This window comes from Pantoea sp. NSTU24, assembly GCF_050157905.1.
Classification (GTDB): Bacteria; Pseudomonadota; Gammaproteobacteria; order Enterobacterales; family Enterobacteriaceae; genus Pantoea.
This window is the reverse complement of sequence record NZ_JBKIWZ010000001.1, coordinates 3,305,134-3,329,450: the sequence shown is the minus strand read 5'-3', so window position 1 is coordinate 3,329,450 and position 24,317 is coordinate 3,305,134. Positions and strand designations below refer to the sequence as shown.

19 protein-coding genes and 4 pseudogenes are annotated in these 24,317 nt (G+C 58.2%); 12 read left to right on the top strand and 11 right to left on the bottom strand.

Features of this window, described 5'->3' with window-relative positions; all coding sequences use genetic code 11:
* The first annotated feature begins 5 nt into the window (after window positions 1-5).
* From mtlD to ACLHDD_RS15875, 3 genes and pseudogenes are all read left to right on the top strand, one after another.
* Complete coding sequence (gene mtlD / locus ACLHDD_RS15885) at window positions 6-1,154, top strand: mannitol-1-phosphate 5-dehydrogenase (protein ID WP_427104838.1); 1,149 nt, start codon at window positions 6-8, stop codon at window positions 1,152-1,154.
* A 64-nt stretch (window positions 1,155-1,218) separates the two neighbouring features.
* On the top strand, window positions 1,219-1,764 hold the full coding sequence (mtlR, locus tag ACLHDD_RS15880) for a mannitol operon repressor MtlR (RefSeq protein WP_427105223.1): 546 nt from the start codon (window positions 1,219-1,221) through the stop codon (window positions 1,762-1,764).
* Window positions 1,765-1,868: 104 nt separating this feature from the next.
* Window positions 1,869-2,230: pseudogene (locus ACLHDD_RS15875) on the top strand (YibL family ribosome-associated protein).
* Window positions 2,231-2,238: 8 nt separating this feature from the next.
* Here the strand turns inward: ACLHDD_RS15875 and ACLHDD_RS15870 are convergent.
* The 3 genes from ACLHDD_RS15870 to ACLHDD_RS15860 all read right to left on the bottom strand — a co-directional run bounded on the left by ACLHDD_RS15870 (window position 2,239) and on the right by ACLHDD_RS15860 (window position 5,620).
* Window positions 2,239-3,207, bottom strand: coding sequence for a VirK/YbjX family protein (locus ACLHDD_RS15870; protein ID WP_427104837.1), 969 nt, complete (start codon window positions 3,205-3,207; stop codon window positions 2,239-2,241).
* A gap of 194 nt (window positions 3,208-3,401) precedes the next feature.
* Entirely contained in the window at window positions 3,402-4,019 is a 618-nt protein-coding gene (gene sodA / locus ACLHDD_RS15865; protein WP_111141313.1) for a superoxide dismutase [Mn], read from the bottom strand.
* Between the two features lie 260 nt (window positions 4,020-4,279).
* Entirely contained in the window at window positions 4,280-5,620 is a 1,341-nt protein-coding gene (locus ACLHDD_RS15860; protein WP_427104836.1) for an aspartate aminotransferase family protein, read from the bottom strand.
* Window positions 5,621-5,826: 206 nt separating this feature from the next.
* On the opposite strand from ACLHDD_RS15860, the gene ACLHDD_RS15855 reads away from it, so the two are divergent.
* Window positions 5,827-6,603 carry a DeoR/GlpR family DNA-binding transcription regulator gene (locus ACLHDD_RS15855; protein ID WP_427104835.1) on the top strand — a complete coding sequence of 259 codons (777 nt, stop codon included), beginning with the start codon at window positions 5,827-5,829 and terminating at the stop codon, window positions 6,601-6,603.
* Here ACLHDD_RS15855 and fdhD read toward each other — a convergent pair.
* Complete coding sequence (gene fdhD, locus ACLHDD_RS15850; protein ID WP_427104834.1) at window positions 6,600-7,424, bottom strand: formate dehydrogenase accessory sulfurtransferase FdhD; 825 nt, start codon at window positions 7,422-7,424, stop codon at window positions 6,600-6,602. The two genes, ACLHDD_RS15855 and fdhD, sit on opposite strands and share 4 nt — an antisense overlap.
* Window positions 7,421-7,618, bottom strand: a complete 198-nt coding sequence (locus ACLHDD_RS15845; RefSeq protein ID WP_427104833.1) for a hypothetical protein — start codon at window positions 7,616-7,618, stop codon at window positions 7,421-7,423. Before ACLHDD_RS15845 ends, fdhD begins: the two co-directional genes overlap by 4 nt.
* A 187-nt stretch (window positions 7,619-7,805) precedes the next feature.
* Between ACLHDD_RS15845 and fdnG the strand changes: the two genes are divergently transcribed.
* The 5 genes from fdnG to ACLHDD_RS15820 are packed head-to-tail and all read left to right on the top strand — an operon-like array spanning window position 7,806 to window position 13,962.
* Complete coding sequence (fdnG, locus tag ACLHDD_RS15840; protein WP_427104832.1) at window positions 7,806-10,856, top strand: formate dehydrogenase-N subunit alpha; 3,051 nt, start codon at window positions 7,806-7,808, stop codon at window positions 10,854-10,856.
* A gap of 12 nt (window positions 10,857-10,868) precedes the next feature.
* Entirely contained in the window at window positions 10,869-11,765 is an 897-nt protein-coding gene (gene fdxH, locus ACLHDD_RS15835; RefSeq protein WP_427104831.1) for a formate dehydrogenase subunit beta, read from the top strand.
* The gene (gene fdoI, locus ACLHDD_RS15830) at window positions 11,765-12,406 is read left to right on the top strand and encodes a formate dehydrogenase cytochrome b556 subunit (RefSeq protein ID WP_427104830.1); all 642 of its coding nucleotides are present in this window, start codon (window positions 11,765-11,767) and stop codon (window positions 12,404-12,406) included. The genes fdxH and fdoI overlap by 1 nt, the downstream gene beginning before the upstream one ends.
* Window positions 12,406-13,329 (top strand): formate dehydrogenase accessory protein FdhE, encoded by a 924-nt coding sequence (gene fdhE / locus ACLHDD_RS15825; RefSeq protein ID WP_427104829.1) that lies wholly within the window; start codon window positions 12,406-12,408, stop codon window positions 13,327-13,329. Before fdoI ends, fdhE begins: the two co-directional genes overlap by 1 nt.
* 21 nt (window positions 13,330-13,350) lie before the next feature.
* Window positions 13,351-13,962: a glutathione S-transferase gene (locus ACLHDD_RS15820; protein ID WP_313656380.1), complete on the top strand. Its 612-nt coding sequence runs from the start codon at window positions 13,351-13,353 to the stop codon at window positions 13,960-13,962.
* A gap of 155 nt (window positions 13,963-14,117) precedes the next feature.
* On the opposite strand, the gene glyS is transcribed toward ACLHDD_RS15820, so the two are convergent.
* Together glyS and glyQ are read right to left on the bottom strand one after the other, a co-directional pair.
* The gene (glyS, locus tag ACLHDD_RS15815) at window positions 14,118-16,187 is read right to left on the bottom strand and encodes a glycine--tRNA ligase subunit beta (RefSeq protein WP_427104828.1); all 2,070 of its coding nucleotides are present in this window, start codon (window positions 16,185-16,187) and stop codon (window positions 14,118-14,120) included.
* Between the two features lie 9 nt (window positions 16,188-16,196).
* A pseudogene (gene glyQ, locus ACLHDD_RS15810) lies at window positions 16,197-17,029 on the bottom strand (glycine--tRNA ligase subunit alpha).
* Window positions 17,030-17,325: 296 nt separating this feature from the next.
* On the opposite strand from glyQ, the gene ACLHDD_RS15805 reads away from it, so the two are divergent.
* Window positions 17,326-18,321: an acyltransferase gene (locus ACLHDD_RS15805; RefSeq protein WP_427105222.1), complete on the top strand. Its 996-nt coding sequence runs from the start codon at window positions 17,326-17,328 to the stop codon at window positions 18,319-18,321.
* A 44-nt stretch (window positions 18,322-18,365) separates the two neighbouring features.
* Here ACLHDD_RS15805 and yieH read toward each other — a convergent pair whose 3' ends face one another.
* Window positions 18,366-19,025, bottom strand: a complete 660-nt coding sequence (gene yieH / locus ACLHDD_RS15800) for a 6-phosphogluconate phosphatase (protein ID WP_427104827.1) — start codon at window positions 19,023-19,025, stop codon at window positions 18,366-18,368.
* Between the two features lie 152 nt (window positions 19,026-19,177).
* Between yieH and ACLHDD_RS15795 the strand changes: the two genes are divergently transcribed.
* Window positions 19,178-20,491, top strand: coding sequence for an NCS2 family permease (locus tag ACLHDD_RS15795; RefSeq protein ID WP_427104826.1), 1,314 nt, complete (start codon window positions 19,178-19,180; stop codon window positions 20,489-20,491).
* 37 nt (window positions 20,492-20,528) lie between these two features.
* Here the strand turns inward: ACLHDD_RS15795 and ACLHDD_RS15790 are convergent.
* Window positions 20,529-21,277 (bottom strand): annotated as a pseudogene (locus tag ACLHDD_RS15790) (4'-phosphopantetheinyl transferase family protein).
* A gap of 310 nt (window positions 21,278-21,587) precedes the next feature.
* Here ACLHDD_RS15790 and ACLHDD_RS15785 point away from each other — a divergent pair.
* Window positions 21,588-22,055: pseudogene (locus ACLHDD_RS15785) on the top strand (helix-turn-helix domain-containing protein).
* A 60-nt stretch (window positions 22,056-22,115) separates the two neighbouring features.
* Here ACLHDD_RS15785 and ACLHDD_RS15780 read toward each other — a convergent pair.
* Window positions 22,116-22,706 (bottom strand): malonic semialdehyde reductase, encoded by a 591-nt coding sequence (locus tag ACLHDD_RS15780; protein WP_427104825.1) that lies wholly within the window; start codon window positions 22,704-22,706, stop codon window positions 22,116-22,118.
* Window positions 22,707-22,947: 241 nt separating this feature from the next.
* The gene (gene mnmE, locus ACLHDD_RS15775) at window positions 22,948-24,312 is read right to left on the bottom strand and encodes a tRNA uridine-5-carboxymethylaminomethyl(34) synthesis GTPase MnmE (RefSeq protein WP_427104824.1); all 1,365 of its coding nucleotides are present in this window, start codon (window positions 24,310-24,312) and stop codon (window positions 22,948-22,950) included.
* Window positions 24,313-24,317: the final 5 nt, after the last annotated feature.

Below are 24,317 nucleotides of genomic sequence, written 5' to 3'. Positions count from 1 at the left end.
AAATTATGAAAGCGTTACATTTCGGAGCAGGCAACATCGGTCGCGGCTTTATCGGCAAATTACTGGCTGATGCCGGTATCGAACTGGTTTTTGCTGATGTGAATCAGACAGTGCTGGATGCACTGAACGCGCGTCATGAGTATCCCGTTCATGTGGTTGGCGAACAGACCAGAACAGAAATCGTGACCGGTGTCAGCGCCGTCAACAGTACCAGCGAAGCGATCGTCACCCTGGTGTCTGAGGTCGACCTGGTGACCACCGCCGTTGGCCCACAGATCCTGGAGCGCATTGCGGGTAGCGTGGCGAAAGGGCTGATTAAACGCAGCGATGATGGCACGACCCGTCCACTGAATATTATCGCCTGTGAAAATATGGTGCGCGGCACCAGCCAGCTGAAACAGCATGTGCTGAAGGTGCTGCCGGAGCAGTATCACGCCTGGCTGGAGCAGCACGTCGGTTTTGTTGATTCCGCGGTTGATCGCATCGTGCCACCGACGGAAGCCGGTAGCAGCGATCCGCTGGAAGTGACCGTTGAAACCTTCAGCGAATGGATCGTCGACAAAACGCAGTTTAAAGGCGACCTGCCGGCCATTCCTGGTATGGAGCTGACCGATAATCTGATGGCCTTTGTTGAGCGCAAGCTCTTTACCCTGAACACCGGTCACGCCATTACCGCCTATCTTGGCCAGCTGGCTGGCCATCAGACCATTCGTGACGCCATTATGGATGAAAAAATCCGGGCCGTTGTGAAAGGCGCGATGGAAGAGAGCGGCGCGGTGCTGATCCAGCGTTACGGTTTCGACGCAGAGAAACATGCTGCCTACATTCAGAAAATCCTGGGCCGTTTCGAAAACCCTTACCTGAAAGATGATGTTGAGCGCGTTGGCCGTCAGCCGCTGCGTAAACTGAGTGCGGGCGATCGCCTGATCAAACCCACCCTCGGAACGCTGGAGTATGGTCTGCCACATGCCCATCTGGTACAGGGTATTGCCGCCGCGATGCACTACCACAGCGATCAGGACCCGCAGGCGCAGGAGCTGGCTGCACTGCTGGCAGAAAAAGGCCCACAGGCGACCCTGGCTGAGATTTCTGGTCTGGCTGCCGATAGCGAAGTGGTGGCTTCAGTGGTGAGCGCCTGGCACGCTATGGCATAATGCGCGCGTGTTAGTGACGCAAGCCGGGCGCAGCCTGTCTGCGCCCAACGGCGGTATTGAACCCATGCAGGCAATAATGGAAGAGAAGCAAGCTTTTGAGAACCGGGTGCTTGAGCGCCTGAACGCCGGTCGTTCGGTGAGAAGCTTTCTTATCGCCGCCGTTGAGCTATTGGCTGAAGCGGTCAATCTGCTGGTGCTGCAGGTGTTCCGCAAAGATGACTATGCGGTGAAATATGCCGTGGAACCGCTGCTGCTGGGCGATGGTCCACTGGGTGAACTCTCGGTTCGCCTGAAGCTGATTTATGGCCTGGGCGTCATCAGCCGTCATGAATATGAAGATGGTGAACTGCTGCTGGCGCTGCGCGAAGAGCTGAACCACGATAGCGCCGACTACCGCTTTACCGACGATGAAATCCTTGGCCCATTTGGTGAGCTGCACTGCGTCACTGCCTGGCCGCCTGCGCCAGTGTTTCACACCGACGATGCGGAGCTGCGCAGTATGCAGCAGCAGCGCTATCTGCAGATGGTGCGATCCACCATGGTGCTGTCGCTTACCGAACTGATTGCCCGCATCAGCACTAAGCAGGCGTTTAAAAAGTCCGGCAGCTAGCCCCGTCAGGCGCCCTTTCCGGCGCCTTTTTTGTCTTACGCTGAGCGGGAACCTGCACCCGATTTGGTGTATCCTTAGCCTGTTTTCCTCAACGAGTTGTTGTCATGAAAGAGCAAGAAAAGAACGAAATCAAACTTCTCAGCGATAAGCTGGACGCACTGAACCGCAAAGAGCCGCAGTTACTGGAGTCAGGTGACACCGAGAAACTGGGCGCGTTGCTGAAAGAGAAAGAAACGCTGGTGACGGAGATTGAGCGTCTGCGCAATCAGCGGGTTGAAAAGCTGAGTGTTGAAGCGCAGAAGCTACAGAAAATGGGTTTCAGCCGCGAAATTACCAAAAAAGAGCAGGCTAATCTGGGCGCGCTGAAAAAAGCGTGCGCGGCCTGGTGGTGGTGCATCCAATGACCGCGCTGGGACGTGAAATGGGCCTGAAAGTGATGACCGGCTTCGCCAGAACCGCTTTCTGAAGCGTTGATCAGGCTGCGGCCTGATCAGCATCGGCCTTGCGTTCGCCAGCGGCGGCACAGACCTGTTCCGCCAGCGCATCCAGCAGTTCATAGCGACGGCGATACTCTGCGCGCTTCTTGCTGGCGATCTCCTCCAGCGTTTTACGCGGCAGGTTCAGCGGCAGCATAAACATCCCATCACTGCGCGCCTCCCCACTCAGCGACAGCCAGAATTCACTGTAGCTGGCAAAGAACTTATCCCCTTTACTGTGGCGATAGCGGAGGCTGCGGAATACGTGCGTCTCATCGCCCACTGCCAGAATCCTCTCCACACCGCACTGTTTCGCAAGAATAAACACTGCTTCCATTAACAGGCGTTTCGGGAAGAGGCCCTGGGCGGCTTTTGTCGCCTCACGGATAACCTCATTATTGATATGTTTCCGCGGCCCCTGTAATCCGCCAATTAATAAGGTGCGCTGGTTATTCTCATTAACAATAGAAAATGAAAGCGACGCGATAACGTCGTCGTTATAACGCAACACCAGCGTCACTTCGCCTTCACGGTCAAAATAACCTGAACTGCAGGAGAGTAAAAAGGCTTCGCCGTTTTTACCGGTCAGCGCAGCCAGCGGGTTATCGGCGGCGCTCTGCAGCAGCTGACGCAGCGCTGGATTTTCCAGGTTATTCATCAGGGTATAATGGTCGAGAATCGCCTGCGCGCGCGCAGCAATGCTCAGGCCTGAACGCAGATAGGGCCGGTGCAGCTTGGCGGGCAGCAGACCCTGGGTGCTCATTAACAGAGGCAGCTGTGGCAGACGCGACAGGGCATCCAGATAATGCAGCGTCGTCAGTGGCGATATCAGCGTCCTTAAGACAAATTTCAGCCGGAACCGTTTACTTATCCAGAGTTTATCCGGGACGCATTTTCCACTAATTAGCTGAAAAAAAAGCGAAGCAGAGGAATCTGCTGTAGTTTCGTGAGTAGTTATAATTGACATAATCAGCGACACGCAGTGGGTTAAGCAGGAATGTCACTGAAAATATCATAACTAATATCAACGGCAGGTTAATGCGGAATAACATTAAAACTGACGGATGACGATTTCTGGTTCCATCCAGGAACGCATAATATAAAGATAAAAAAAACCGGTGAAATAAATTTCACCGGTTTAACAGGTAACGCCATATTAACTTACTGTGCAGCAGCGAAGCGGGCGGCTGCTTCGTCCCAGTTAACCACGTTCCAGAACGCTTTGATGTAGTCAGGACGCTTGTTCTGATACTTCAGATAGTAAGCGTGTTCCCACACATCCAGACCGATGATCGGGAAGCCAGAGACGCCGGCAACCGCTTCGCCCATCAGCGGGTTATCCTGGTTTGCGGTAGAAACCACAGCCAGCTTGTCGCCTTTCTTAACCAGCCACGCCCAGCCTGAACCGAAACGGGTTGCAGCGGCTTTCTCAAACTCTTCCTGGAATTTTTCCACGCTGCCGAAATCTTTCTCGATAGCCGCTTTCAGGTCGCCCTGCAGGGTGGTGCCGGTTTTCAGGCCTTTCCAGAACAGGCTGTGGTTCGCGTGACCGCCTGCGTTGTTGCGCAGTGGGCCTTTTTTGTCTGCTGGCAGCTGATCCAGCTTAGTGATCAGCTCATCGACCGGCAGATCGGCAAATTCAGTGCCTTCCAGCGCCGCGTTGGCGTTGTTCACATAGGTCTGGTGATGTTTAGTGTGATGGATTTCCATCGTCTGCTTGTCAAAATGCGGTTCCAGTGCGTCGTAGGCATAAGGCAGGGATGGCAGTGAATAACTCATGTTCTTCCTCTCCATTTAATATGAGCAGCACGACGAATTCGGGACGTGCCGCGTAAGCAGTCGAATCATTATAGTTAAATTCATGTAGCGTAAAAGCGTAATCAATGCCCTGATAACGATAAGGATTTGCGAACCCCGGCAAAAGCAACCTGTTGTTTTTACAGCGCGCGGCTGCCCACACTGCCTTTACAGAGCCGCCTGCCCCATAGGTTTACAGGCGCACCATCAGCCCGGATGCCGCGCCTGTCATGCTCTGCGGCTTACCGGCCCAGCGCGCGCAGCGCGCTGTCGAGTGCCCCGACCAGCCAGTCGATGTCGCTTTCCTGAAAAGCCAGAGGCGGACGCAGTTTCAGTACATTCCCATACGGGCCAGCGACCGAAGTCAGCACGCGATGTTCACGCAGCTTCTCAATCAGATCCAGCGCCAGCGTCTTATCCGGCGTTTTACTGTGACGATCGGTGACCAGTTCGAAGCCGATAAACAGTCCGGCACCGCGCACATCCCCCACGCACTCAAAGCGATCCATCAGCGTCCGCAGCTCAGCCAGCAGCTTCGCACCGACCACACGGCTGTGTTCCTGTAAGCCCTCTTCGGTAATCACCTTCAGCACCGCCTGCGCCGCCGCCATTGCGACCGGATTGCCGCCAAAAGTATTGAAGTAAGGAATCGAGTCGCTGAAAGCGGCCAGCACCTCGCTTTTTGCCAGCAGTCCGGATACCGGGATGCCGTTGCCCATCGGCTTGCCGGTGGTGATCAGATCGGGCACGACATCGTGGCGGCCAAAGCCCCAGAACGCATCGCCGGTCCGGCCGAACCCGGGCTGGACTTCATCGGCAATAAAAATGCCGCCGTTAGCATGCACCACTTCGACCGCTTTTTTCAGGAAACCGCGCGGGTCGGGCAGAACGCCGTCTGAAGAGAAGATAGAATCGGCCAGGAATCCGGCAAACTTAATACCGTGCGCGGCCATATCATCAATCTGCTGCTGAATCTGGCCGGCAAACCAGTCACCCAGATCCGGTGCATCCACGCGATAGGCATCCGGCGGCATCACCAGCCGGGTGGTTGGTGCCAGCGGCTGCCCGCTGCCCAGCGCCGGAGAGGCACCGGAGGTCAGCTCACTGGTGCCGTGGTAGGCCTCTTTACTGACAATAATTCCGGTGCCGCCGCTGAAGGCGCGCGCCACGCGGATCGCCAGATCGTTGGCTTCCGATCCGGTACACATATACATCGCGCGATCGATTGCCGCAGGCGTGGTCGCCAGCAGTGCTTCGCTGTAGTCAAGGATATTTTCGTGCAGGTAACGGGTGTGGGTGTTCAGCATTTTCATCTGCTGCGTTACCGCCTCAATCACGGCCGGATGACAGTGACCAATGCTTGCCACGTTGTTGTAAACGTCGAGATACTTATCGCCCGCCGCGTCCCAAAGATACTGCCCCTCTCCGCGCACCAGATGAACCGGCTTGCGATAGAACAGGCGATAGGATTCGCCGAGCACCTGACTGCGTTTATCGGTCAGTTTGCGCGTCTCGCTGTCCAGCGCAGCGGCATGTTCAGCGCGAAAACTGTTGGTATCCATAATGGTGGAACGCGTGGCCATAATTGACTCCGGTTTCAGGGATAAAGGGGAAGCGCGATGACCCTTATCATGCCTGCCTGCGTCAAAAATGCAACAAAATACACAAATGCAATAAAATACACATGACGTTCGTGATGCGTCGCGTTAAGCTGGCCCCCGATTCAGACGGACGCCAGCGCCGGACTGGCGTATTATCCAGGCTCTTCGCGCTTTACAAGGAAACCATTATGCTGCAGGAAATGCGCCTTCATCGCATCCGTGCCTTACTGACCCGGCTCAACCAGGTGAGCACCGAGCGCATTATCAAAGAGCTGGGGGTATCACGCGAAACCGCGCGTCGGGATATGATTGAGCTGGATGCGCTGGGGCTGGCGCGACGGGTGCATGGCGGGCTGGTGGCGCTGGAAACGCCCGCCGAACCGCCGCTGACCGAACGCCGCAGCCAGCAGACCCGGGAGAAGCGCGCAATCGCCCGTGCCGCTGTGCAATTGCTGCAGCCCGGACAGACGCTGTTCCTGGACGCGGGCAGCACCACTACATTTCTGGCAGAGGAGCTGTGTGCCCTTTCCGGCCTGACGATCCTTACCAACAGCCTGCAGGCGGCGCTGGCCCTGAGCGCCGGGGAAGAAGATCAGACGCTGAATAATCAGATTATTTTGCTGGGCGGGAACATGTCAGCGGGCGCACAGCAGACACGCGGTGAAATCACCGTCGGCGAGATCGTCCGCTACCGTGCCGATATCGCGCTGCTGTCACCGGTGGGCGTTGAGGCAGCGTGCGGGGCCACCAGCTTTCATCCGCACGAAGCGGCCATAGCCCGTGCGATGGTGCAGCAGTCTGCATCCTGCTATCTGCTGGCCGACCACAGCAAGCTGGGGGTGGTCAGCCGTACGGTCTATGCGCCACCTCAGACAATCTCTATGCTGATTACCGACGGCGGGGGCGGCGACAGTGCCGCCCTTGCGGCGCTGCAGCAGCGACTGCCTGAAGTGAGGGTCGTTTAACGCAGCCGCTGAGGGTGGCTGTAGATGGTGGCGCGGCCGGGTTTGCTGAAGCCGACCAGTGTCAGGTTACAGCGTTCAGCCACCTCCACCGCCAGGCGGGTCGCCGCCGACACCGCAAACAGGATTTCCACGCCGCACATGGCAGACTTCTGCACCATTTCATAACTGGCGCGACTGGAGACCAGCACCGCCCCTGGCCCCCAGTCGGCCTGGCTGCGATACCCCAGCAGCTTATCCAGCGCCACATGGCGACCCACATCTTCGCAGCCTCCGGCCAGCTGACCGTCGGGCTGGATCCATGCGGCCGCATGCGTGCAGCCGGTGAGCTGGCCGACCGGCTGATACGCCTTAAGCTCACCCAGCGCCTGATCCAGCCTCTCCAGCGCAAACGTCTGGGTAAAAGGCAGCGGCGAGAGCGGCTTGCCGATCTGTTCCAGCTGCTCAACGCCGCAGACGCCGCAGCCCGTCCGGCCTGCCAGCGCGCGACGCTGCGCTTTCAGCGCCATAAAACGGCGGCTGGAAAGCTCTATCTGCACCTCGATACCGTCACAGCCCGGCACGATATCCATGCCGAAAATGTCACCCGGCGCATCGATAATGCCTTCAGAGAGCGAAAATCCCAGCGCAAACGCCTCCAGATCTTTTGGCGTGGTCATCATCACGACGTGAGAGATGCCGTTATAGACCAGTGCCACCGGCACTTCGTCCGCCAGCCAGTCTGAGCGGGCGGTCGTCAGATCGTCACGCTGCCACACCTGCGTCAGGCTGACGCCAGCCTGAGTTGTTAAACCTTCGCCTGATTCAGGCTGGATAGCTTTCAAAAAATATGACCTGTTGTTAATAAATGATGAAATTCAGCGCGGCGTTCCGCCGCGTCCTGATTCTGCCTCCTGGCCCGGAATTGAGCAAATAAACCGCGAGGCAATTCATGCGGTTTTGCCATCGCAGCAGGCGGCCAGGCCCGCCGGCGCAGAGAATGAAAACCCGATATTTTATCCATAACATCGATAGGCATTTGATAATAGTAATCCAGGGCTGCCCGGGAAAATCTGCTTGCAACGTAAATCTGCCGTCGAGGATTTTTAACAAAATGCAGGAAATAAATTACTAATGACTAACCTGTTGACCCTGGTCAACTTAGACGCAGATAAGGCTGTTATTTTGCAGAGCTTCGCAATGAAGCCGATACAGAAGAACGAAAAATGCAAATCAACAGACGAAGTTTTTTTAAAATCTGTGCAGGCGGCCTGGCGGGCACCAGTGCTGCATTACTCGGTTTTGCCCCCCTCTCAGCCTTAGCCAGCGTCAGAGAATTCAAACTTATCCGCGCCAGAGAAACCCGCAACAACTGTACCTACTGCTCAGTCGGCTGCGGCATGCTGATTTACAGTCTGGGCGATGGGGCGAAGAATGCCAGCGCCTCGATTTATCATATCGAAGGTGACCCTGACCATCCGGTCAGCCGGGGATCGCTGTGTCCGAAAGGGGCTGGCGTACTCGACTTTATTCACAGCGAGCAGCGACTGAAATATCCGGAATATCGCGCCCCCGGTTCCGATAAATGGCAGCGTATCAGCTGGGAAGAAGCCTTTGACCGCATCGCCCGGCTGATGAAGCAGGACCGCGATGCGCATTTCCAGACCACTAACGCGGCGGGTGTCACGGTGAACCGCTGGCCCACCACCTCCATGCTCTGCTCCTCCGCCGCCAGCAATGAAACCGGCCTGCTCGACCAGAAATTTGCCCGCGCGCTGGGGATTCTGGCACTGGAAAACCAGGCACGCCTCTGTCACGGGCCGACCGTCGCCGCCCTTGCACCGAGTTTTGGCCGCGGTGCAATGACGAACAACTGGAACGATATTAAGAACGCCAACGTCGTGATGATTATGGGCGGCAACCCCGCCGAAGCGCATCCGGTAGGGTTTAAGTGGGTCATTGAAGCCAAGATTCATAACAATGCTCAGGTTATCGTGGTCGATCCGCGCTTTAACCGTTCGGCAGCGGTAGCCGACTACTATGCGCCACTCCGGGCGGGCAGCGACGTGGTTTTCCTGATGGGCATCGTCAACTATCTGCTGCAACACAATCAGATCCAGCAGGAGTATGTGTGTGCGTTCACCAACGCCGCTCTGATCGTCAAAGAGGGCTTCAGCTTCAGCGACGGTCTGTTCAGTGGTTACGATGCCGCGACCCGGCAGTACGACCGCCAGAGCTGGCACTATGAGCTGGATGACGACGGCTTTGCCCGCCGCGATGAGAGCCTCGCGCATCCGCGCTGCGTCCTGAACCTGCTGAAAACGCATGCCAGCCGCTACACGCCGGACATGGTCACGCGCCTGTGCGGAACCTCGCAGGAAGCCTTTTTAACGGTGTGTAAGCAGCTTGCCTCCACTTCGGTTCCCAATCGCACGGCGACAATTCTGTATGCGCTGGGCTGGACTCATCACACCAACGGTTCGCAGATTATCCGTACGGCGGCGATGATTCAGCTGCTGCTGGGCAACATTGGTATGCCAGGCGGCGGGATCAATGCGCTGCGCGGACATTCCAACGTCCAGGGCTATACCGACCTTGGTCTGCTGACGCAGAGCCTGCCGGGCTATCTGCCGCTGCCCTCAGAGAAGATGACTACCCTGGCGGCCTATCTGCAGCAGGTCACACCGGTCGCGCCCCTGCCGGATCAGGTCAACTACTGGCAGAACACCGACAAATTCTTCGTCAGCCTGATGAAGAGCTTCTACGGCGATAAGGCCACAGCGGAGAATCAGTGGGGCTACGACTGGCTGCCGAAGTGGGATAAAAGCTACGACTGCATGGCGCAGGCAGAGATGATGGAGCAGGGGGCGCTGAATGGCTGTCTGATTCAGGGCTTCAACATGCTGGCGGCCTTCCCGGATAAAAACAAGGCGGTCCGGGCACTTTCACGCCTGAAATATATGGTGGTGATCGATCCGCTGCGCACGGAGACGGCCAGCTTCTGGCAGCATCACGATGCGTTTAACGATGTCGACCCGTCGACGATCCAGACCGAAGTGTTCCGCCTGCCCTCTTCCTGCTTCGCGGAAGAGTCCGGATCGGTAGCAAACTCGTCGCGCTGGCTGCAGTGGCACTGGGCGGCGGCCGCGCCACCTGCAGAGGCGCTGCACGACGGTAAAATCCTCGGTAACCTCTTTATGCGTCTGCGCGCGCTCTATCACCTTGAAGGCGGAGCCGCGCCGGAACCACTGATGGCGATGCGCTGGGACTACCGCGATCCGTACAATCCTGAGCCGGAAGAGGTTGCGCAGGAGAGTAACGGCCAGGCGCTGAGCGATATTTATGACGCCACCGGCAGGCTGCTGCTGAAAAAAGGCCAGCAGCTGAACGGATTCGCTGAGCTGCGTAATGACGGCACTACCGCCAGCGCCTGCTGGATCTACAGCGGCAGCTGGACGCCGGAGGGGAACCAGATGGCCCGGCGTGACAATGCCGATCCGTCAGGGTTGGGGGCGGTTTCCGGCTGGGCCTGGGCCTGGCCTGCTAACCGCCGCATTCTCTACAACCGCGCCTCCGCGGATGCACAGGGTAAAGCCTGGGATCCCGCACGGCGTCTTATCGAGTGGGATGGCGCACGCTGGCAGGGTATCGACGTACCGGATTATCCGGTCACCCTGTCGCCGCAGAAGCAGGCCGGTCCGTTTATCATGCAGCCCGATGGCCTGGGTCATCTGTTTGCACTTGATAAAATGGCCGACGGCCCGTTCCCCGAACATTACGAGCCAATGGAAAGCCCGATCGCCGATAACCCTCTGCATCCCCGGCAGTCTCACAGTCCGGTTGTCCGGCTGTTCAGCAGCGACGCCGCCCGGCTGGGTAAGGCCGCTGACTACCCCTGTGTCGCCACCACCTACTCCATCACCGAACTTTTCCGCCACTGGACGAAACATGCCCTGCTGAATGCGATTGCGCAGCCGGAGCAGTTTGTCGAGATCGGCATCGAGCTGGCAGAGGAGAAAGGCATTCGTCCAGGTGACAGCGTTAAAGTCTCGTCACAGCGTGGCTATATCAACGCGAAAGCAGTGGTCACCCGTCGTCTGCAGCGCCTGACGATTGATGGCAGGCCGATAGATACCGTGGGCATTCCCTGTCACTGGGGCTTTGAAGGCACCACGCGTAAGGGCTTCCTGGCTAATACGCTGACGCCGTCGGTCGGCGATGCTAACTCGCAGACCCCGGAGTACAAGGGATTCTTAGTAAACGTCGAAAAAGCGTAACGGTGAATGACAATGGCTTATCAATCACAGGATATTATCCGTCGCTCGGTGACCAATGGCTTCACTCCACCGCCGCAGGCGCGCGATCACCAGCGTCAGGTGGCAAAACTCATCGACGTCACCACCTGTATCGGCTGCAAAGGCTGTCAGGTCGCCTGCTCTGAGTGGAACGACATCCGCGATAAGGTCGGGCATAACATCGGGGTCTATGACAACCCCACCGATCTCAGCGCCAAATCCTGGACGGTGATGCGCTTCTCGGAAGTGGAAGAGGATGGCCGGCTGGCCTGGCTGATCCGCAAAGATGGCTGCATGCACTGCGCCGATCCCGGCTGTCTCAAAGCCTGCCCGTCAGCAGGGGCCATCATTCAGTACGCCAACGGCATCGTCGACTTCCAGTCTGAGCAGTGCATCGGCTGCGGCTACTGCATCGCAGGCTGTCCGTTCAACGTGCCACGGCTGAACAAAGAGGATAACCGTGCCTATAAGTGCACCCTGTGCGTGGATCGCGTCAGCGTCGGCCAGGAACCCGCCTGCGTGAAGACCTGTCCGACCGGCGCGATTCACTTCGGCAGCAAAAGCGACATGCTGACGCTGGCGGAGGAACGCGTGGCGGAGCTGAAGTCGCGCGGGTTTGCACAGGCTGGCCTCTACAACCCGGCAGGCGTGGGCGGCACCCACGTCATGTATGTGCTGCATCATGCTGACAGGCCTCAGCTCTATCACGGGCTGCCGGCGAATCCGGGCATCAGCCCGACGGTGACCTTCTGGAAAGGGATCTGGAAACCGCTGGCGGCGGTGGGGTTTGCCGCGACGTTTGCCGCCGCGATCTTCCACTATGTTGGCGTGGGCCCGAATCGCGTCACGCAGCATGACGACAGCAGCGATCAGCCTGAGGAGCATCAATAATGAAAAAGCCCGATCATCTGGTGCGTTACCGCGCACCCGAACGTATTAATCACTGGATCGTCGCAATCTGCTTTGTCATGGCCGCGCTAAGCGGATTAGGGTTTTTCTTTCCCTCTTTTAACTGGCTGATGCAGATATTTGGCACACCACAACTGGCGCGTATTCTGCATCCTTTCACTGGCGTGGTGATGTTTGCGGCGTTTATGCTGATGTTTTTGCGTTACTGGAAACATAACCTGGTCACCCGCGATGACCTTTACTGGGCCAGAAACATTCATCGGATTGCGCTGAATGAAGAGGTGGGCGATACCGGTAAATATAACTTTGGTCAGAAGTGTGTCTTCTGGGCTGCTATCATCAGCTTAGTGTTGCTGCTTGTAAGCGGTATTGTGATCTGGCGGCCTTACTTTGCGGATGCCTTTGCCATTTCCCTGATTCGTCTGGCGCTGATTGTGCATTCGGTCTCTGCGGTGGCGCTGATCATCGTCATTATGGTGCACATTTATGCTGCATTGTGGGTCAAAGGTACCCTGACCGCGATGGTGGAAGGCTGGGTCAGCGCCGAATGGGCCAGACAGCATCATCCTCGCTGGTACCGTGAGCAGCGTAACCAGCCAACAAAACAGGATAAACGCCCCTGATGAGTATTCGCATAATCCCGCAGGACCAGCTGGAGAAAAGCGAAAAAACAACGGCGGAGATGATTCCGCCGTTACTTTTTCCACGGCTGAAAAATTTATACAGCCGCCGTGCCGCGCGACTGCGCGACCTGGCGGCGAAAAATCCACTCGGCGACTATCTGCGTTTCGCGGCGACGATCGCGGAAGCACAGGAGATTGTGCTGTATGACCATCCGCTGCAGATGGATCTCCATGCCCGGCTGACGCAGAGCGCCCGCGAGGGCAAGCCGCCGCTGAACATTCACACCCTGCCGCGCGATCCGCACTGGCAGCGGCTGCTGCATTCGCTGATTGCCGAGCTGAAGCCGGAGATGAGCGGCCAGGCACTGGCGGTGCTGGAGAATCTGGAAAAAGCCCCCGCCACGGAGCTGGAGACGCTGGCCAGCGCTCTGTTTACCCGCGAGTATGCGCAGGTCAGCAGCGATAAAGCGCCTTTTATCTGGGCGGCGCTCTCGCTCTACTGGGCGCAGATGGCGGCGCTGATCCCCGGCAAAGCGCGGGCGGAGATGGGCGAGCAGCGTCAGTTCTGTCCGGTCTGCGCCAGCATGCCGGTCGCCAGCGTGGTGCATATCGGCAGTCATGAAGGCGCGCGCTATCTGCACTGTAATCTGTGCGAGAGCGAATGGCACGTGGTGCGCAGCAAATGCACCCAGTGCGAACAGTCCCGGGATCTGCACTACTGGTCGCTTGAAAGCGAACAGGCGGCCGTGAAAGCAGAGAGCTGCGGCGACTGTGGCACCTATCTGAAGATGCTTTATCAGGAGAAAGATCCGGCTATTGAACCGGTGGCCGATGACCTGGCGTCGCTGATACTGGATGCCAGAATGGAGCAGGAAGGCTTCGCGCGCAGCAGTCTCAATCCCTTTATGTTTCCTGGCGAATAGTCACTGACTCCGGAGAACCCGATGAAACTTATTGGCAGCTACACCAGTCCGTTTGTGCGAAAGATTTCAGTCATCATGCTGGAAAAAGGTATCACGTTTGAATTCGTTAACGCATCGCCTTACAGCGATGACAGCCATGTGCCGCACTACAATCCGCTGGGTAAAGTTCCGGCGCTGGTCGCTGACGATAAACAAATCTGGTTTGATTCCGGCATCATCGCGGAATTTCTGGAGCAGCGTGGTGCAGAGCCAGCTCTGCTGCCTGCCGATCCGCTGGCGTCACTTAATATCCGTCAGCTGGAGAAGCTGGCGGATGGCATCAGCGATGCCGCGCTGGTGATCGTCCGCGAGCAGCTGCGGCCGGGGGATTTGCAGTCAGAAGAGGTGTTGCTGCGTCATCGGGAAAAGATCCAGCGCAGTCTGGACATGCTGGAAGCGAAAGTAGCAGAGGGAAAATGGCTCAACAACGGCCAGCTCAATCTGGCAGATATCGCCACCGGCTGCATGATCGGCTATCTCAATTTCCGCCGCGTGGCGCCGAACTGGTGTGTCGGGCGACCGGCGCTGGTAAAGCTGGCGGAAACGCTGTTTCAGCGCGAGAGCTTTGCACGGACGACGCCGCCTGCGGCGTGAGGGAAAGATTTTTCGCCTGAGGTAACAGGGGGACTCTTCATCCCGTCACAAGAGCATCACGACAGGCTTTTTGAGTAAAGACTCTGTCGCACAGCCATGTACAACCCATAAAAAAAGGGACGATTTCTCGTCCCTTTTTCACATCGCTAATCACATTACTGCAGCAGCGAGATATCCGCGACCTGCAGGAACAGCTCACGCAGTTTAGACAGCAGCGTCAGGCGATTGACACGCACCGCCTGATCGTCGGCGTTGACCATCACTTTATCGAAGAAGTTGTCTACCGCCGTGCGCAGCTGGGCCAGTTCGACCAGCGCATCCTGGTAGCGGCCTTCCGCGAAGTAAGGCTGCAGCTTGCTGCTCAGCGCGGTGACAAAGGTCGCCAGCTGGATCTCTTCGTTCTCTTTCAGCAGCGACGCCTGCACGCTGTCGTTCAGCGTTTCGGTCGATTTCGCCAGAATGTTAGAGACGCGCTTGTTCGCGGCTGCCAGTGCGGCCGCAGCCTCCAGGGTACGGAAGTGTGACACCGCTTTCATGCGGGCATCAAAGTCTGCCGGACGGGTCGGACGACGTGCCAGCACGGCCTGTAGCGTATCGATGCTGTGGCCTTCTTCCTGATACCAGGCGCGGAAGCGGCCCAGCATAAAGTCGATCACATCGTCGACAACGCGGGCGTTGCTCAGCTTGCTGCCATACAGACGCACCGCTTCTTCGGTGAGCGTCTGCAGATCGAGCGGCAGGTTCTTCTCAACGATGATGCGCAAAACGCCCAGCGCCGCACGACGCAGTGCAAACGGATCTTTGTCGCCTTTTGGATGCTGGCCGATGCCAAAAATACCGGCGAGCGTATCCATTTTATCGGCAATCGCCAGCGCGCAGGCGACCGGGCTGGAAGGCAGATCGTCACCCGCAAAGCGCGGCTGATACTGCTCGTTCAGTGCCACCGCCACATCTTCGGCTTCGCCGTCGTGACGTGCATAGTGCATGCCCATCACACCCTGGGTGTCGGTGAACTCGAAGACCATGTTGGTCATCAGGTCACACTTAGACAGCAGGCCTGCGCGGGTAGCGTGGTTCACATCTGCGCCGATCTCACCGGCAATCCAGCCCGCCAGCGCCTGAATGCGATCGGTTTTATCGCGCAGCGTGCCCAGCTCTTTCTGGAACAGCACCGTCTCCAGGCGAGGCAGATGATCTTCCAGACGCTTTTTGCGGTCGGTATTAAAGAAGAACTCGGCATCGGCCAGGCGGGGACGCACAACTTTTTCGTTGCCGGAAATAATCTGGCGCGGGTCGCTGGACTCGATGTTGGTGACGAAAATGAAGTTCGGCAGCAGGTTGCCGTCATTGTCATATACCGGGAAATATTTCTGGTCGCCTTTCATGGTGTAGACCAGTGCTTCCGCAGGCACCTTGAGGAATTTCTCTTCAAAGGTCGCGGTCAGGACAACCGGCCACTCCACCAGCGAGGTGACCTCTTCCAGCAGGCTGTCGCTGATGTCGGCATTGCCCCCCAGGCGACGCGCCGCGGCTTCGGCATCGGCTTTGATCATCGCTTTGCGGGTCTGATAATCGGCGATTACCTTACCGCGTTTTTCCAGCACGTCAGGGTAGTGATCGGCACTTTCGAGGATGATGTCGTTTTCGCCCATAAAGCGGTGACCGCGAATGTGACGGCCGGACTCAATGCCCAGAATGGTGCCTGGAATCAGCTCGTCACCCAGCAGCATCACGACGGTATGTACCGGACGGACAAACTGCACATCGCTGTCGCCCCAGCGCATCAGTTTTGGCACCGGCAGCTTGCTGAGTGCGGTCGCGATCATGGCAGGCAGCAGCGCCTGGGCTGCTTCGCCTTTAACCTGGGCACGATAAACCAGCCACTCACCTTTATCGGTGGCGAGGCGTTCGGCCTGGTCAACAGTGATGCCGTTTCCGCGCGCCCAGCCTTCGGCCGCTTTGGTGGCGTTGCCGTCGGCGTCAAAGGCCGCCGCGACGGCCGGGCCGCGCTTCTCCACTTCCCGATCGGGTTGTGCGGCGCTCAGGTTTGCAACTTTCAGCGCCAGACGACGCGGCGCAGCAAACCAGCTGACCTCGCCGTGGCTCAGGTTGGCTGCATCCAGTTCAGCGGTCACCTGTGCGGCAAAGGCTTCTGCCAGGCTGCGCAGGGCTTTTGGTGGCAGCTCTTCGGTGCCGATCTCCACCAGGAAGGTTTGTTCAGTCATGGCTGCCTCTTACTTTTTGTTATTGCACATCGGGAAGCCCATCGCCTCGCGAGAGGCGTAGTAAGCTTCAGCCACGGCTTTAGTCAGGGTACGAATGCGCAGGATGTAACGCTGACGCTCCGTTACCGAGATCGCTTTACGGGCATCCAGCAGGTTAAAGCTGTGCGCCGCTTTCAGAATGCGTTCATAGGCAGGCAGCGGCAGCGGTTTTTCCAGCGCCAGCAGGTGCTGCGCCTCTTTTCGTACTGCTCGAAGCAGGTAAAGAGGAAATCGACGTCGGCGTATTCGAAGTTGTAGGTGGACTGCTCCACTTCGTTCTGATGGAACACGTCGCCGTAGGTGGTTTTACCCAGCGGGCCGTCGCTCCAGACCAGATCGTACACGCTGTCGACGCCCTGGATGTACATCGCCAGGCGCTCCAGACCGTAGGTGATCTCGCCGGTCACCGGCTTACACTCCAGGCCACCCACCTGCTGGAAGTAGGTGAACTGCGTCACTTCCATGCCGTTGAGCCAGACTTCCCAGCCGAGTCCCCAGGCACCCAGCGTCGGGTTTTCCCAGTTATCTTCCACGAAACGGATGTCATGCACCGTCGGATCCATACCCAGCTCTTTCAGCGAGCCCAGGTAGAGCTCCTGAATGTTGTCCGGTGAGGGTTTGATAATCACCTGGAACTGGTAATAGTGCTGTAAACGGTTCGGGTTTTCACCGTAGCGGCCATCGGTCGGACGGCGTGATGGCTGCACGTAAGCGGCGGCGATCGGCTCCGGGCCGAGTGCGCGCAGGCAGGTCATAGGATGTGAAGTGCCAGCGCCCACTTCCATGTCCAGCGGTTGGACAATGGTGCAGCCCTGACGCGCCCAGTAATCCTGCAAGGTCAGGATCAGCCCCTGAAAGGTTTTGGTATCAAACTTTTGCATGTTGAGTGTGCACGCGCTTCGGTTAGATTAAAAAAAGAGGCCGACAGTATACCCTTTGACCGCGCGATGTGCAGCCGTAAATCCCAGCCGCTGCCGGGTCGTTCAGGCAGGGTTGTGCGCGGGTATACAGAGGGCTCCGAATCATGCTGACAGCAGTTGTTGGCCGGGTCGCATTTGACTACCCTTTTCCGCACGGACGCTATGCGCAAGAGGATGCCATGCCGCAGAAGATATACTGGATCGACAATTTACGCGCGGTTGCCTGCCTGATGGTGATCGTGATTCACACCACCACCTGGTATATCACCGGGCCGATGGCGGTGACCGGCACGACCTGGGATGTGGCGAATCTGCTGAATTCTGCCTCACGCGTCTGTGTGCCGCTGTTCTTTATGATCTCAGGCTACCTGTTCTTCGGCGAACGCAGCGCCCAGCCGCGCCATTTACTGCGGCTGGTACTCTGCCTGCTCTTTTACAGTGCTGTCAGCCTGGCTTATATCACCTGGCTGACGCCCATCAGCGAGGGGCGATCGATTCTGAAGATGCTGCAGAAGCCGGTTTTTTATCATCTGTGGTTTTTCTTTGCGCTGATCGGCATCTATCTGCTTTCGCCGCTGATTCAGGTCAAAAACGTGCAGGCGCGTTACGTGGCGCTGCTGGTGCTGGTGCTGGCGGTGCTCGCCAACCCCAATACGGTCAGCCAGTCGCTGGGGCCATTCCATTTTCTGCCGGTAAACCTCTATGTCAGCGGCGATACGATTTACTACCTGCTCTATGCGCTGCTGGGACGGGCTATCGGCAGCATGGAAACCCAGCGGCGCGGCCTGACGCCGCTGGCGGCCGGGCTGTTTATCGCCTGTGTAGCAGGCATTACGCTGGGTACGAAAAAGGCGCTGATCGTGAATGGGGCCTTTAACGATACATGGTATCTCTACTGCGGCCCGCTGGTGTTTATCGCCGCGCTCAGCCTGCTGGTCGTGTTCAAAAACAGCCTGAATCAGCGTACGCTGCCCGGATTTACCGTGATTGCGCGCTATTCACTGCCGATCTACGGCTTTCATGCCCTGTTCATTCACTATCTGCGCACAAATCATTACGATGATATGTCGCGGCCATGGCTCGACCTGCCGTGGGTATTCGGGCTGACGCTGGGCGGCAGCCTGCTGCTGGGCATGGCGCTGAAACGTCTTGATACCCGCCACCTGGTCAGCTGACCGCGTCGTGTTAACCGCCGCGGCTGTCGGCGGGCAGTGCCCTGTTACACCAGATCCCAGCCGTGGGCCCGCCACAGCGCAGGTAGCTGCGCCATGTCGTCGAAGCGTGTGATCAGCGGATGGTCCAGCTCGGGATTGTGCGGATCGGCACAGTAGTAATAGACCGGAATTCCGGCGGCGATACCGGCGCGGGCACCCGCTTCGGAGTCATCCACCAGGATGCAGCGCTCAATCGGCACCTGCATCTGCTCCGCGGCGTGGTACATCAGTTCCGGATCGGGTTTCCAGTGCAGAATGTCATAGCCGCTATAAAGGTGATCCTCAAACAGTGACAGCATGCCGGTTAAGCCCAGCGAGTGCTGCATCTTTTTGACGGTTCCATTTGAGACTACGCACACTGGCACCTTAATTTGCTCCACCAGCGCTTTCGCGCCCGCAATGGGTTGCAGATGCTGATCAAAGAGTCGCGCCACTTCCGCCCGGTAGGCAGTTTCCACCCTCTCCATCGGCAGCGTGACCTGATGCGCGTCGCCCACGTCACGAATGATGTCGTAGAGTTTGACACCTTTATACTTTTCAAACATCTGCTGCAGCGACAGCGTCAGGCCGTAACGGGCAAAGGTGTTAACGTAGGCCTGGGTGCAGAGCAACTCACTGTCTACCAGTGTGCCATCACAATCGAAAAAGACGCATTCTACAGACATCAGACTCTGTCCTTTGATTCAGGGGTATGCTCCACACTCTACCGTACTCAGCGCAGATTGCGAGACTGGCAACCGGTTGCGAAAAATCATTGTATTGCCCTGGTAAAATCGCCAGGATACGCGCCGATGATTTTTTCTTCTGGATGGACGGCATGAGCAAGCAAGGCGTTTTGCAGCGCATTTTCAGGCTGCAGGAACATGGCACCACGGTGCGTACCGAAGTGATTGCAGGTATCACCACCTTTCTGACGATGGTCTATATCGTCTTTGTCAATCCGCAGATCCTTGGCGTTGCCGGCATGGATACGCAGGCGGTATTTGTCACCACCTGTCTGATTGCCGCCTTCGGCAGCATTCTGATGGGACTGTTTGCCAATCTGCCTGTGGCACTCGCCCCCGCAATGGGGCTGAACGCCTTTTTTGCTTTTGTCGTGGTTGGGGCGATGGGCTATTCGTGGCAGGTCGGTATGGGCGCGATCTTCTGGGGTGCAGTTGGCCTGCTGATCCTGACGCTGCTGCGCGTCCGCTACTGGATGATAGCCAACATCCCGCTGAGTCTGCGCGTCGGCATTACTGCCGGTATTGGCCTGTTTATCGCCATGATGGGGCTGAAGAATGCCGGTATTATCGTGCCAAACCCCGATACCCTGGTGGCAGTAGGAAATCTGACCTCACACAGCGTGCTGCTGGGGGCGCTGGGCTTCTTTATTATCGCCATTCTGGCGTCACGCAATATCCACGCGGCGGTGCTGATCTCGATGGTGATTACCACCGCAATGGGCTGGATGGTGGGCGACGTGAAGTTCGTCGGCCTCTTCTCTGCGCCGCCCTCTGTCTCCTCCGTTGTCGGGCAGGTGGATATCAAAGGCGCGTTTAACATCGGTATGGCGGGCGTCATCTTCTCCTTTATGCTGGTTAATCTGTTCGACTCCTCCGGCACGCTGATTGGCGTAACGGACAAAGCCGGCCTGACCAACGAAAGCGGCACGTTTCCCCGAATGCAGCAGGCGCTTTATGTCGACAGCATCAGCTCGGTGAGTGGCGCGCTGGCAGGCACCTCCTCTGTAACGGCCTACATTGAGAGCTCTTCGGGTGTGGCGATTGGGGGACGCACCGGCCTGATGGCGGTTGTGACCGGCCTGCTGTTTTTACTGGTGACCTTCCTGTCGCCGCTGGCCGCGATGGTGCCTGGCTACGCGGCGGCGGGTGCGCTGATTTACGTTGGAGTATTGATGACGGCCAGCCTGTCACGCGTGCGCTGGGATGACTTAACGGAAGCCGTTCCGGCCTTTGTGACCGCCGCCATGATGCCGTTCAGTTTTTCGATCACCGAAGGCATCGCGCTGGGGTTCATCGCGTACTGCGTCATGAAGGCCGGCACCGGGCGCTGGCGTGAAATCAGCCCCTGCGTGGTGATCGTCGCCCTGCTGTTTGTGCTGAAGATTGTCTTTATCGACGCGCACTAATCCCGTTGATGGCCGCCACCTGCGGGTGGCGGCCTGCTCACGTTTCAGAATACAGCCTGCGTTCGCCAGGCAGGCTGGTCAGCCGCAGGGCATGCGGTCCGATATCAGGTTTCCCCATCTCAATTTCGCGTAGTGCGCGCCACTGAAAGTCACTGTCCATCTCCCACAGATGCAGGCGCTGGGTCGCCGATGACAGGGCACAGGACCAGACCAGCATGGGTTCTGCATCACACACGACCTGAATATCGGGATAGAGCGACGATCGCAGCCGCCCCGCTCCCGGCAACAGGCGCAGCGAATCAAGACCCTGCGCGACCTCACCCGTCAGCTTGAGAATGCTCTGGCGTAGTGTCCAGATCTGGGTCACCGCTTCCATAACATCCTGCTGGGCATTGATCCAGGCAAGCTCACCGGAGGTTAATGCCTGAATCAGCTGCGCCTGCGTCTGCCGGCTGCGTGCATGCACAATCTCCATATCCAGACCGGCCCGCCCCCCTCTTCTGCCAGCAGCACGCCCACCGTATTGCCGGTATAGGCAATGCTGAAATCGGGCAGGTCGCTGTCGGCAAACGCGGGTCGTCCGTTGTTCCGGATGACCAGGGGCGGCAGTTCCTGAATGCCATATATTCTCTGCATGAGCTGTGCCAGCAGAGTACGTGCGGCCAGAAACCGCCCACGCCGCCGGTCAGCAAATTGCTGAGCCGTATCCGTAATCACCTGGGGAATGCGTAAATCATGAGCCGGAAAGCCAGGATCGCCCGTCCAGCGTACAAAATGACCAGCCATCTGTCGCTCCGTGAAAATGGTCAGATAATCATCAGGCGCATTGTAAGAATTTTCTTAACTTAATGCATCCGGCAATACAAAGAAGAGGCCAGATTCGGAATAGGACGAGCGGGACAGAAAGGGGAGAAGGGGCGTACATTTATTCACGCCCGCCACAGAATCGGGGTTGCTGTCTCTGCCAGACTGACCCGCCCGGCCGCCAGCGGGCCTGCTGTCATGCGGCTGTCAGGTCGCTGTCGGGTGCGGATCGTGTTGCTGCCAGACGCTTTACCGCACACTTTCCACCTGTCTGTTATTACGGAGAACGCGCATGAGCAACATTAACAGATTTAAAGCATATCGTCTGGCCCGGGCATGGTCACAGGAACAGCTGGCAGAAATGGCGGGGCTGAGCACCCGCACCGTCCAGTGAATAGAGAATGGCGAAAAGCCAGGTCTGGAAACCCTGAGTGCGCTGGCTGCCGTCTTTGAAGTGAGCGTAGGGGATCTGACCGGGCCGCAGAACGGCGAGGATCAGGCACTGGATCAGCGGATTCATGAAGCACGTAGCAGGATAGCCGGTGAAGCACGTTTTTACCGTTCGCTGATCGCGGCGGTAGTGGTGTGCGGGCTGCTGTTCGTGCTTAACCGGATGACGGCACCGGCAACGCACTGGTCACTCTGGGTGGCGGCAATCTGTGGCGCACTGCTGGTCGTCCGGGCGATGCGGACCTTTGTTTTTCATGGGGCAATGCAGCGCTGGCAGCAAAAACGCCTGCAGAAGATGCTGCGCCGCTAAGCACAGGGACCAATGAAGGCCGGCCATTCGCGTCGCGACTGAATCGCGACGCGGGCGGCATCAGGCAAAGCGGCTTGCCTGTTCGAAGCTCAGGCGCGGCAGGCGCGGATGCAGTTTCGACGCCTCACCATAGCCGAGGTTGATCAGCAGGTTAACCTGATACTGGCCGTCCGGGAAAAAGGCCTCGTTGACTTTGTCCGGGTTAAAACCAGACATCGGACCGGCATCCAGACCCAGCGAACGGGCCGCGAGGATCAGATACCCCGCCTGCAGGCTGCTGTTACGGAAAGCCGTCTCTTTCGCGGCTTCCGGGCTGCCGGTAAACCAGCTGCGCGCATCCGCATGCGGGAAGAGCGCAGGCAGCTGCTCATAGAATTCTCTATCCCAGGCCACAATCACCGTCACAGGTGCACTCAGGGTTTTGTCCAGATTGCCGGACGAGAGGGCTGGTTTCAGCTTCTCTTTACCCTCCGCCGAGGTGACGAAAACAAAACGCGCGGGCAGGCAGTTTGCCGAGGTCGGGCCCAGCACGGTCAGATCATAAAGCTGTTCCAGCAGGGCGCGATCAACCGGCTTGTCCTGCCAGTAACTGTGGGTGCGGGCGTCGTTGAACAGGGTATCCAGTGCGGCCTTGTCGAGCGGTGTACTCATGCAACTCTCCTTTGTTCTGGCAAACGGTTCGGCCAGGAATGTTCACGTAGTGGGTCTGCTTCCGACCGGATGCGGAACGGGACAACGCGCGGCACGCGCTGGCCGCCCGCAGATCGGCGCATCTACCGTTATACGACAACGCGGAGCCGCCGCAAAATAACATATCAGCAAGAATCGGGGCAGAAGCGGGAATAACCGGAAAAGCAACGGGCCTGACAGCGGACGCCGTCAGGCCAGGGAATTATTTACCGATACAGAAGCTGGAGAAGATGCGGCCCAGCAGATCGTCTGAGGTGAACTCGCCGGTAATCTCGCTCAGCGCCTGCTGCGCCACGCGCAGCTCCTCCGCCAGCAGTTCACCGGCCCGGGCACCGAGCAGCTGCGCTCTGCCCTGCTCCAGATGCGTTGCCGCCAGCTCCAGCGCCTGCAGATGACGACGGCGTGCCAGGAAGCCCCCCTCCATGTTGCCGGCGAAGCCCATGCTCGCTTTGAGGTGATCGCGCAGCGCCTCAACGCCGTCGCTGGTGCGTGCCGACAGGCGAATCAGCGTGTGGCCGTTGATCTCGGTCAGACCGAGAGGCTCACCGGTGACATCCGCCTTGTTACGTACCACGGTCACCGGCAGTGCCGGCGGCAGACGGGAGATGAAATCGGGCCAGATAGCCGCCGCCTCGGTGGCGTCGGTCGTCGTGCCGTCCACCATAAACAGCACACGGTCAGCCTGTTCGATCTCCTGCCAGGCACGCTCAATCCCGATGCGCTCGACTTCGTCACTGGCCTCGCGCAGCCCGGCGGTGTCGATGATGTGCAGTGGCATGCCGTCGATATGAATATGCTCACGCAGGACGTCACGGGTGGTGCCTGCAATGTCTGTGACAATCGCGGCGTCACGGCCTGCCAGCGCGTTCAGCAGACTCGATTTGCCCGCGTTAGGCCGACCCGCTATTACCACCTTCATCCCTTCACGCAGCAGGCTGCCCTGACGCGCCTCGGCACGGACTGCGTCCAGGTCGCCAATCACGCTGTTCAGCTGCGCTTCGATTTTTCCGTCAGAGAGGAAGTCGATCTCCTCATCCGGAAAATCGATCGCGGCTTCAACATAGATCCGCAGGTGAGTCAGCGCCTCCACAAGCGCGTTAACCCGCGTGGAGAACACGCCCTGCAGCGAGTTCACCGCCGAACGGGCCGCCTGTTCAGAACTGGCATCAATCAGGTCGGCAATCGCTTCCGCCTGCGCGAGGTCGAGCTTGTCATTCAGAAACGCACGCTCTGAAAACTCACCCGGCTGGGCGATACGCACGCCTGGCAGTGCCACGATGCGCTTCAGCAGCAAATCGAGGATCACCGGGCCGCCGTGGCCCTGCAGCTCCAGCACATCTTCGCCGGTAAAGGAGTTCGGCCCCGGGAACCACAGCGCGATGCCCTGATCCAGCACGCTGCCGTCGCTGTCAGTGAAGGGCAGATAGTCGGCATATCGCGGCTTCGGCAGCTTGCCCAGCAGCTGACGGGCGACCTCTGCCGCCTGCGCGCCGGAGATACGCAGAATGCCGACACCGCCACGGCCGGGCGGCGTTGCCTGGGCAACAATAGTATCGCTGTGGCTCATAAATT

Bases quoted from the DNA above. Each gene is read 5' to 3' on its own strand.
- mtlD (WP_427104838.1), top strand. From the start codon at position 6: ATGAAAGCGTTACATTTCGGAGCAGGCAACATCGGTCGCGGCTTTATC.
- mtlR (WP_427105223.1), top strand. From the start codon at position 1,219: ATGCAGGCAATAATGGAAGAGAAGCAAGCTTTTGAGAACCGGGTGCTT.
- ACLHDD_RS15870 (WP_427104837.1), bottom strand. From the start codon at position 3,207: ATGTCAATTATAACTACTCACGAAACTACAGCAGATTCCTCTGCTTCG.
- sodA (WP_111141313.1), bottom strand. From the start codon at position 4,019: ATGAGTTATTCACTGCCATCCCTGCCTTATGCCTACGACGCACTGGAA.
- ACLHDD_RS15860 (WP_427104836.1), bottom strand. From the start codon at position 5,620: ATGGCCACGCGTTCCACCATTATGGATACCAACAGTTTTCGCGCTGAA.
- ACLHDD_RS15855 (WP_427104835.1), top strand. From the start codon at position 5,827: ATGCTGCAGGAAATGCGCCTTCATCGCATCCGTGCCTTACTGACCCGG.
- ACLHDD_RS15845 (WP_427104833.1), bottom strand. From the start codon at position 7,618: ATGCCTATCGATGTTATGGATAAAATATCGGGTTTTCATTCTCTGCGC.
- fdnG (WP_427104832.1), top strand. From the start codon at position 7,806: ATGCAAATCAACAGACGAAGTTTTTTTAAAATCTGTGCAGGCGGCCTG.
- fdxH (WP_427104831.1), top strand. From the start codon at position 10,869: ATGGCTTATCAATCACAGGATATTATCCGTCGCTCGGTGACCAATGGC.
- fdoI (WP_427104830.1), top strand. From the start codon at position 11,765: ATGAAAAAGCCCGATCATCTGGTGCGTTACCGCGCACCCGAACGTATT.
- fdhE (WP_427104829.1), top strand. From the start codon at position 12,406: ATGAGTATTCGCATAATCCCGCAGGACCAGCTGGAGAAAAGCGAAAAA.
- ACLHDD_RS15820 (WP_313656380.1), top strand. From the start codon at position 13,351: ATGAAACTTATTGGCAGCTACACCAGTCCGTTTGTGCGAAAGATTTCA.
- glyS (WP_427104828.1), bottom strand. From the start codon at position 16,187: ATGACTGAACAAACCTTCCTGGTGGAGATCGGCACCGAAGAGCTGCCA.
- ACLHDD_RS15805 (WP_427105222.1), top strand. From the start codon at position 17,326: ATGCCGCAGAAGATATACTGGATCGACAATTTACGCGCGGTTGCCTGC.
- yieH (WP_427104827.1), bottom strand. From the start codon at position 19,025: ATGTCTGTAGAATGCGTCTTTTTCGATTGTGATGGCACACTGGTAGAC.
- ACLHDD_RS15795 (WP_427104826.1), top strand. From the start codon at position 19,178: ATGAGCAAGCAAGGCGTTTTGCAGCGCATTTTCAGGCTGCAGGAACAT.
- ACLHDD_RS15780 (WP_427104825.1), bottom strand. From the start codon at position 22,706: ATGAGTACACCGCTCGACAAGGCCGCACTGGATACCCTGTTCAACGAC.
- mnmE (WP_427104824.1), bottom strand. From the start codon at position 24,312: ATGAGCCACAGCGATACTATTGTTGCCCAGGCAACGCCGCCCGGCCGT.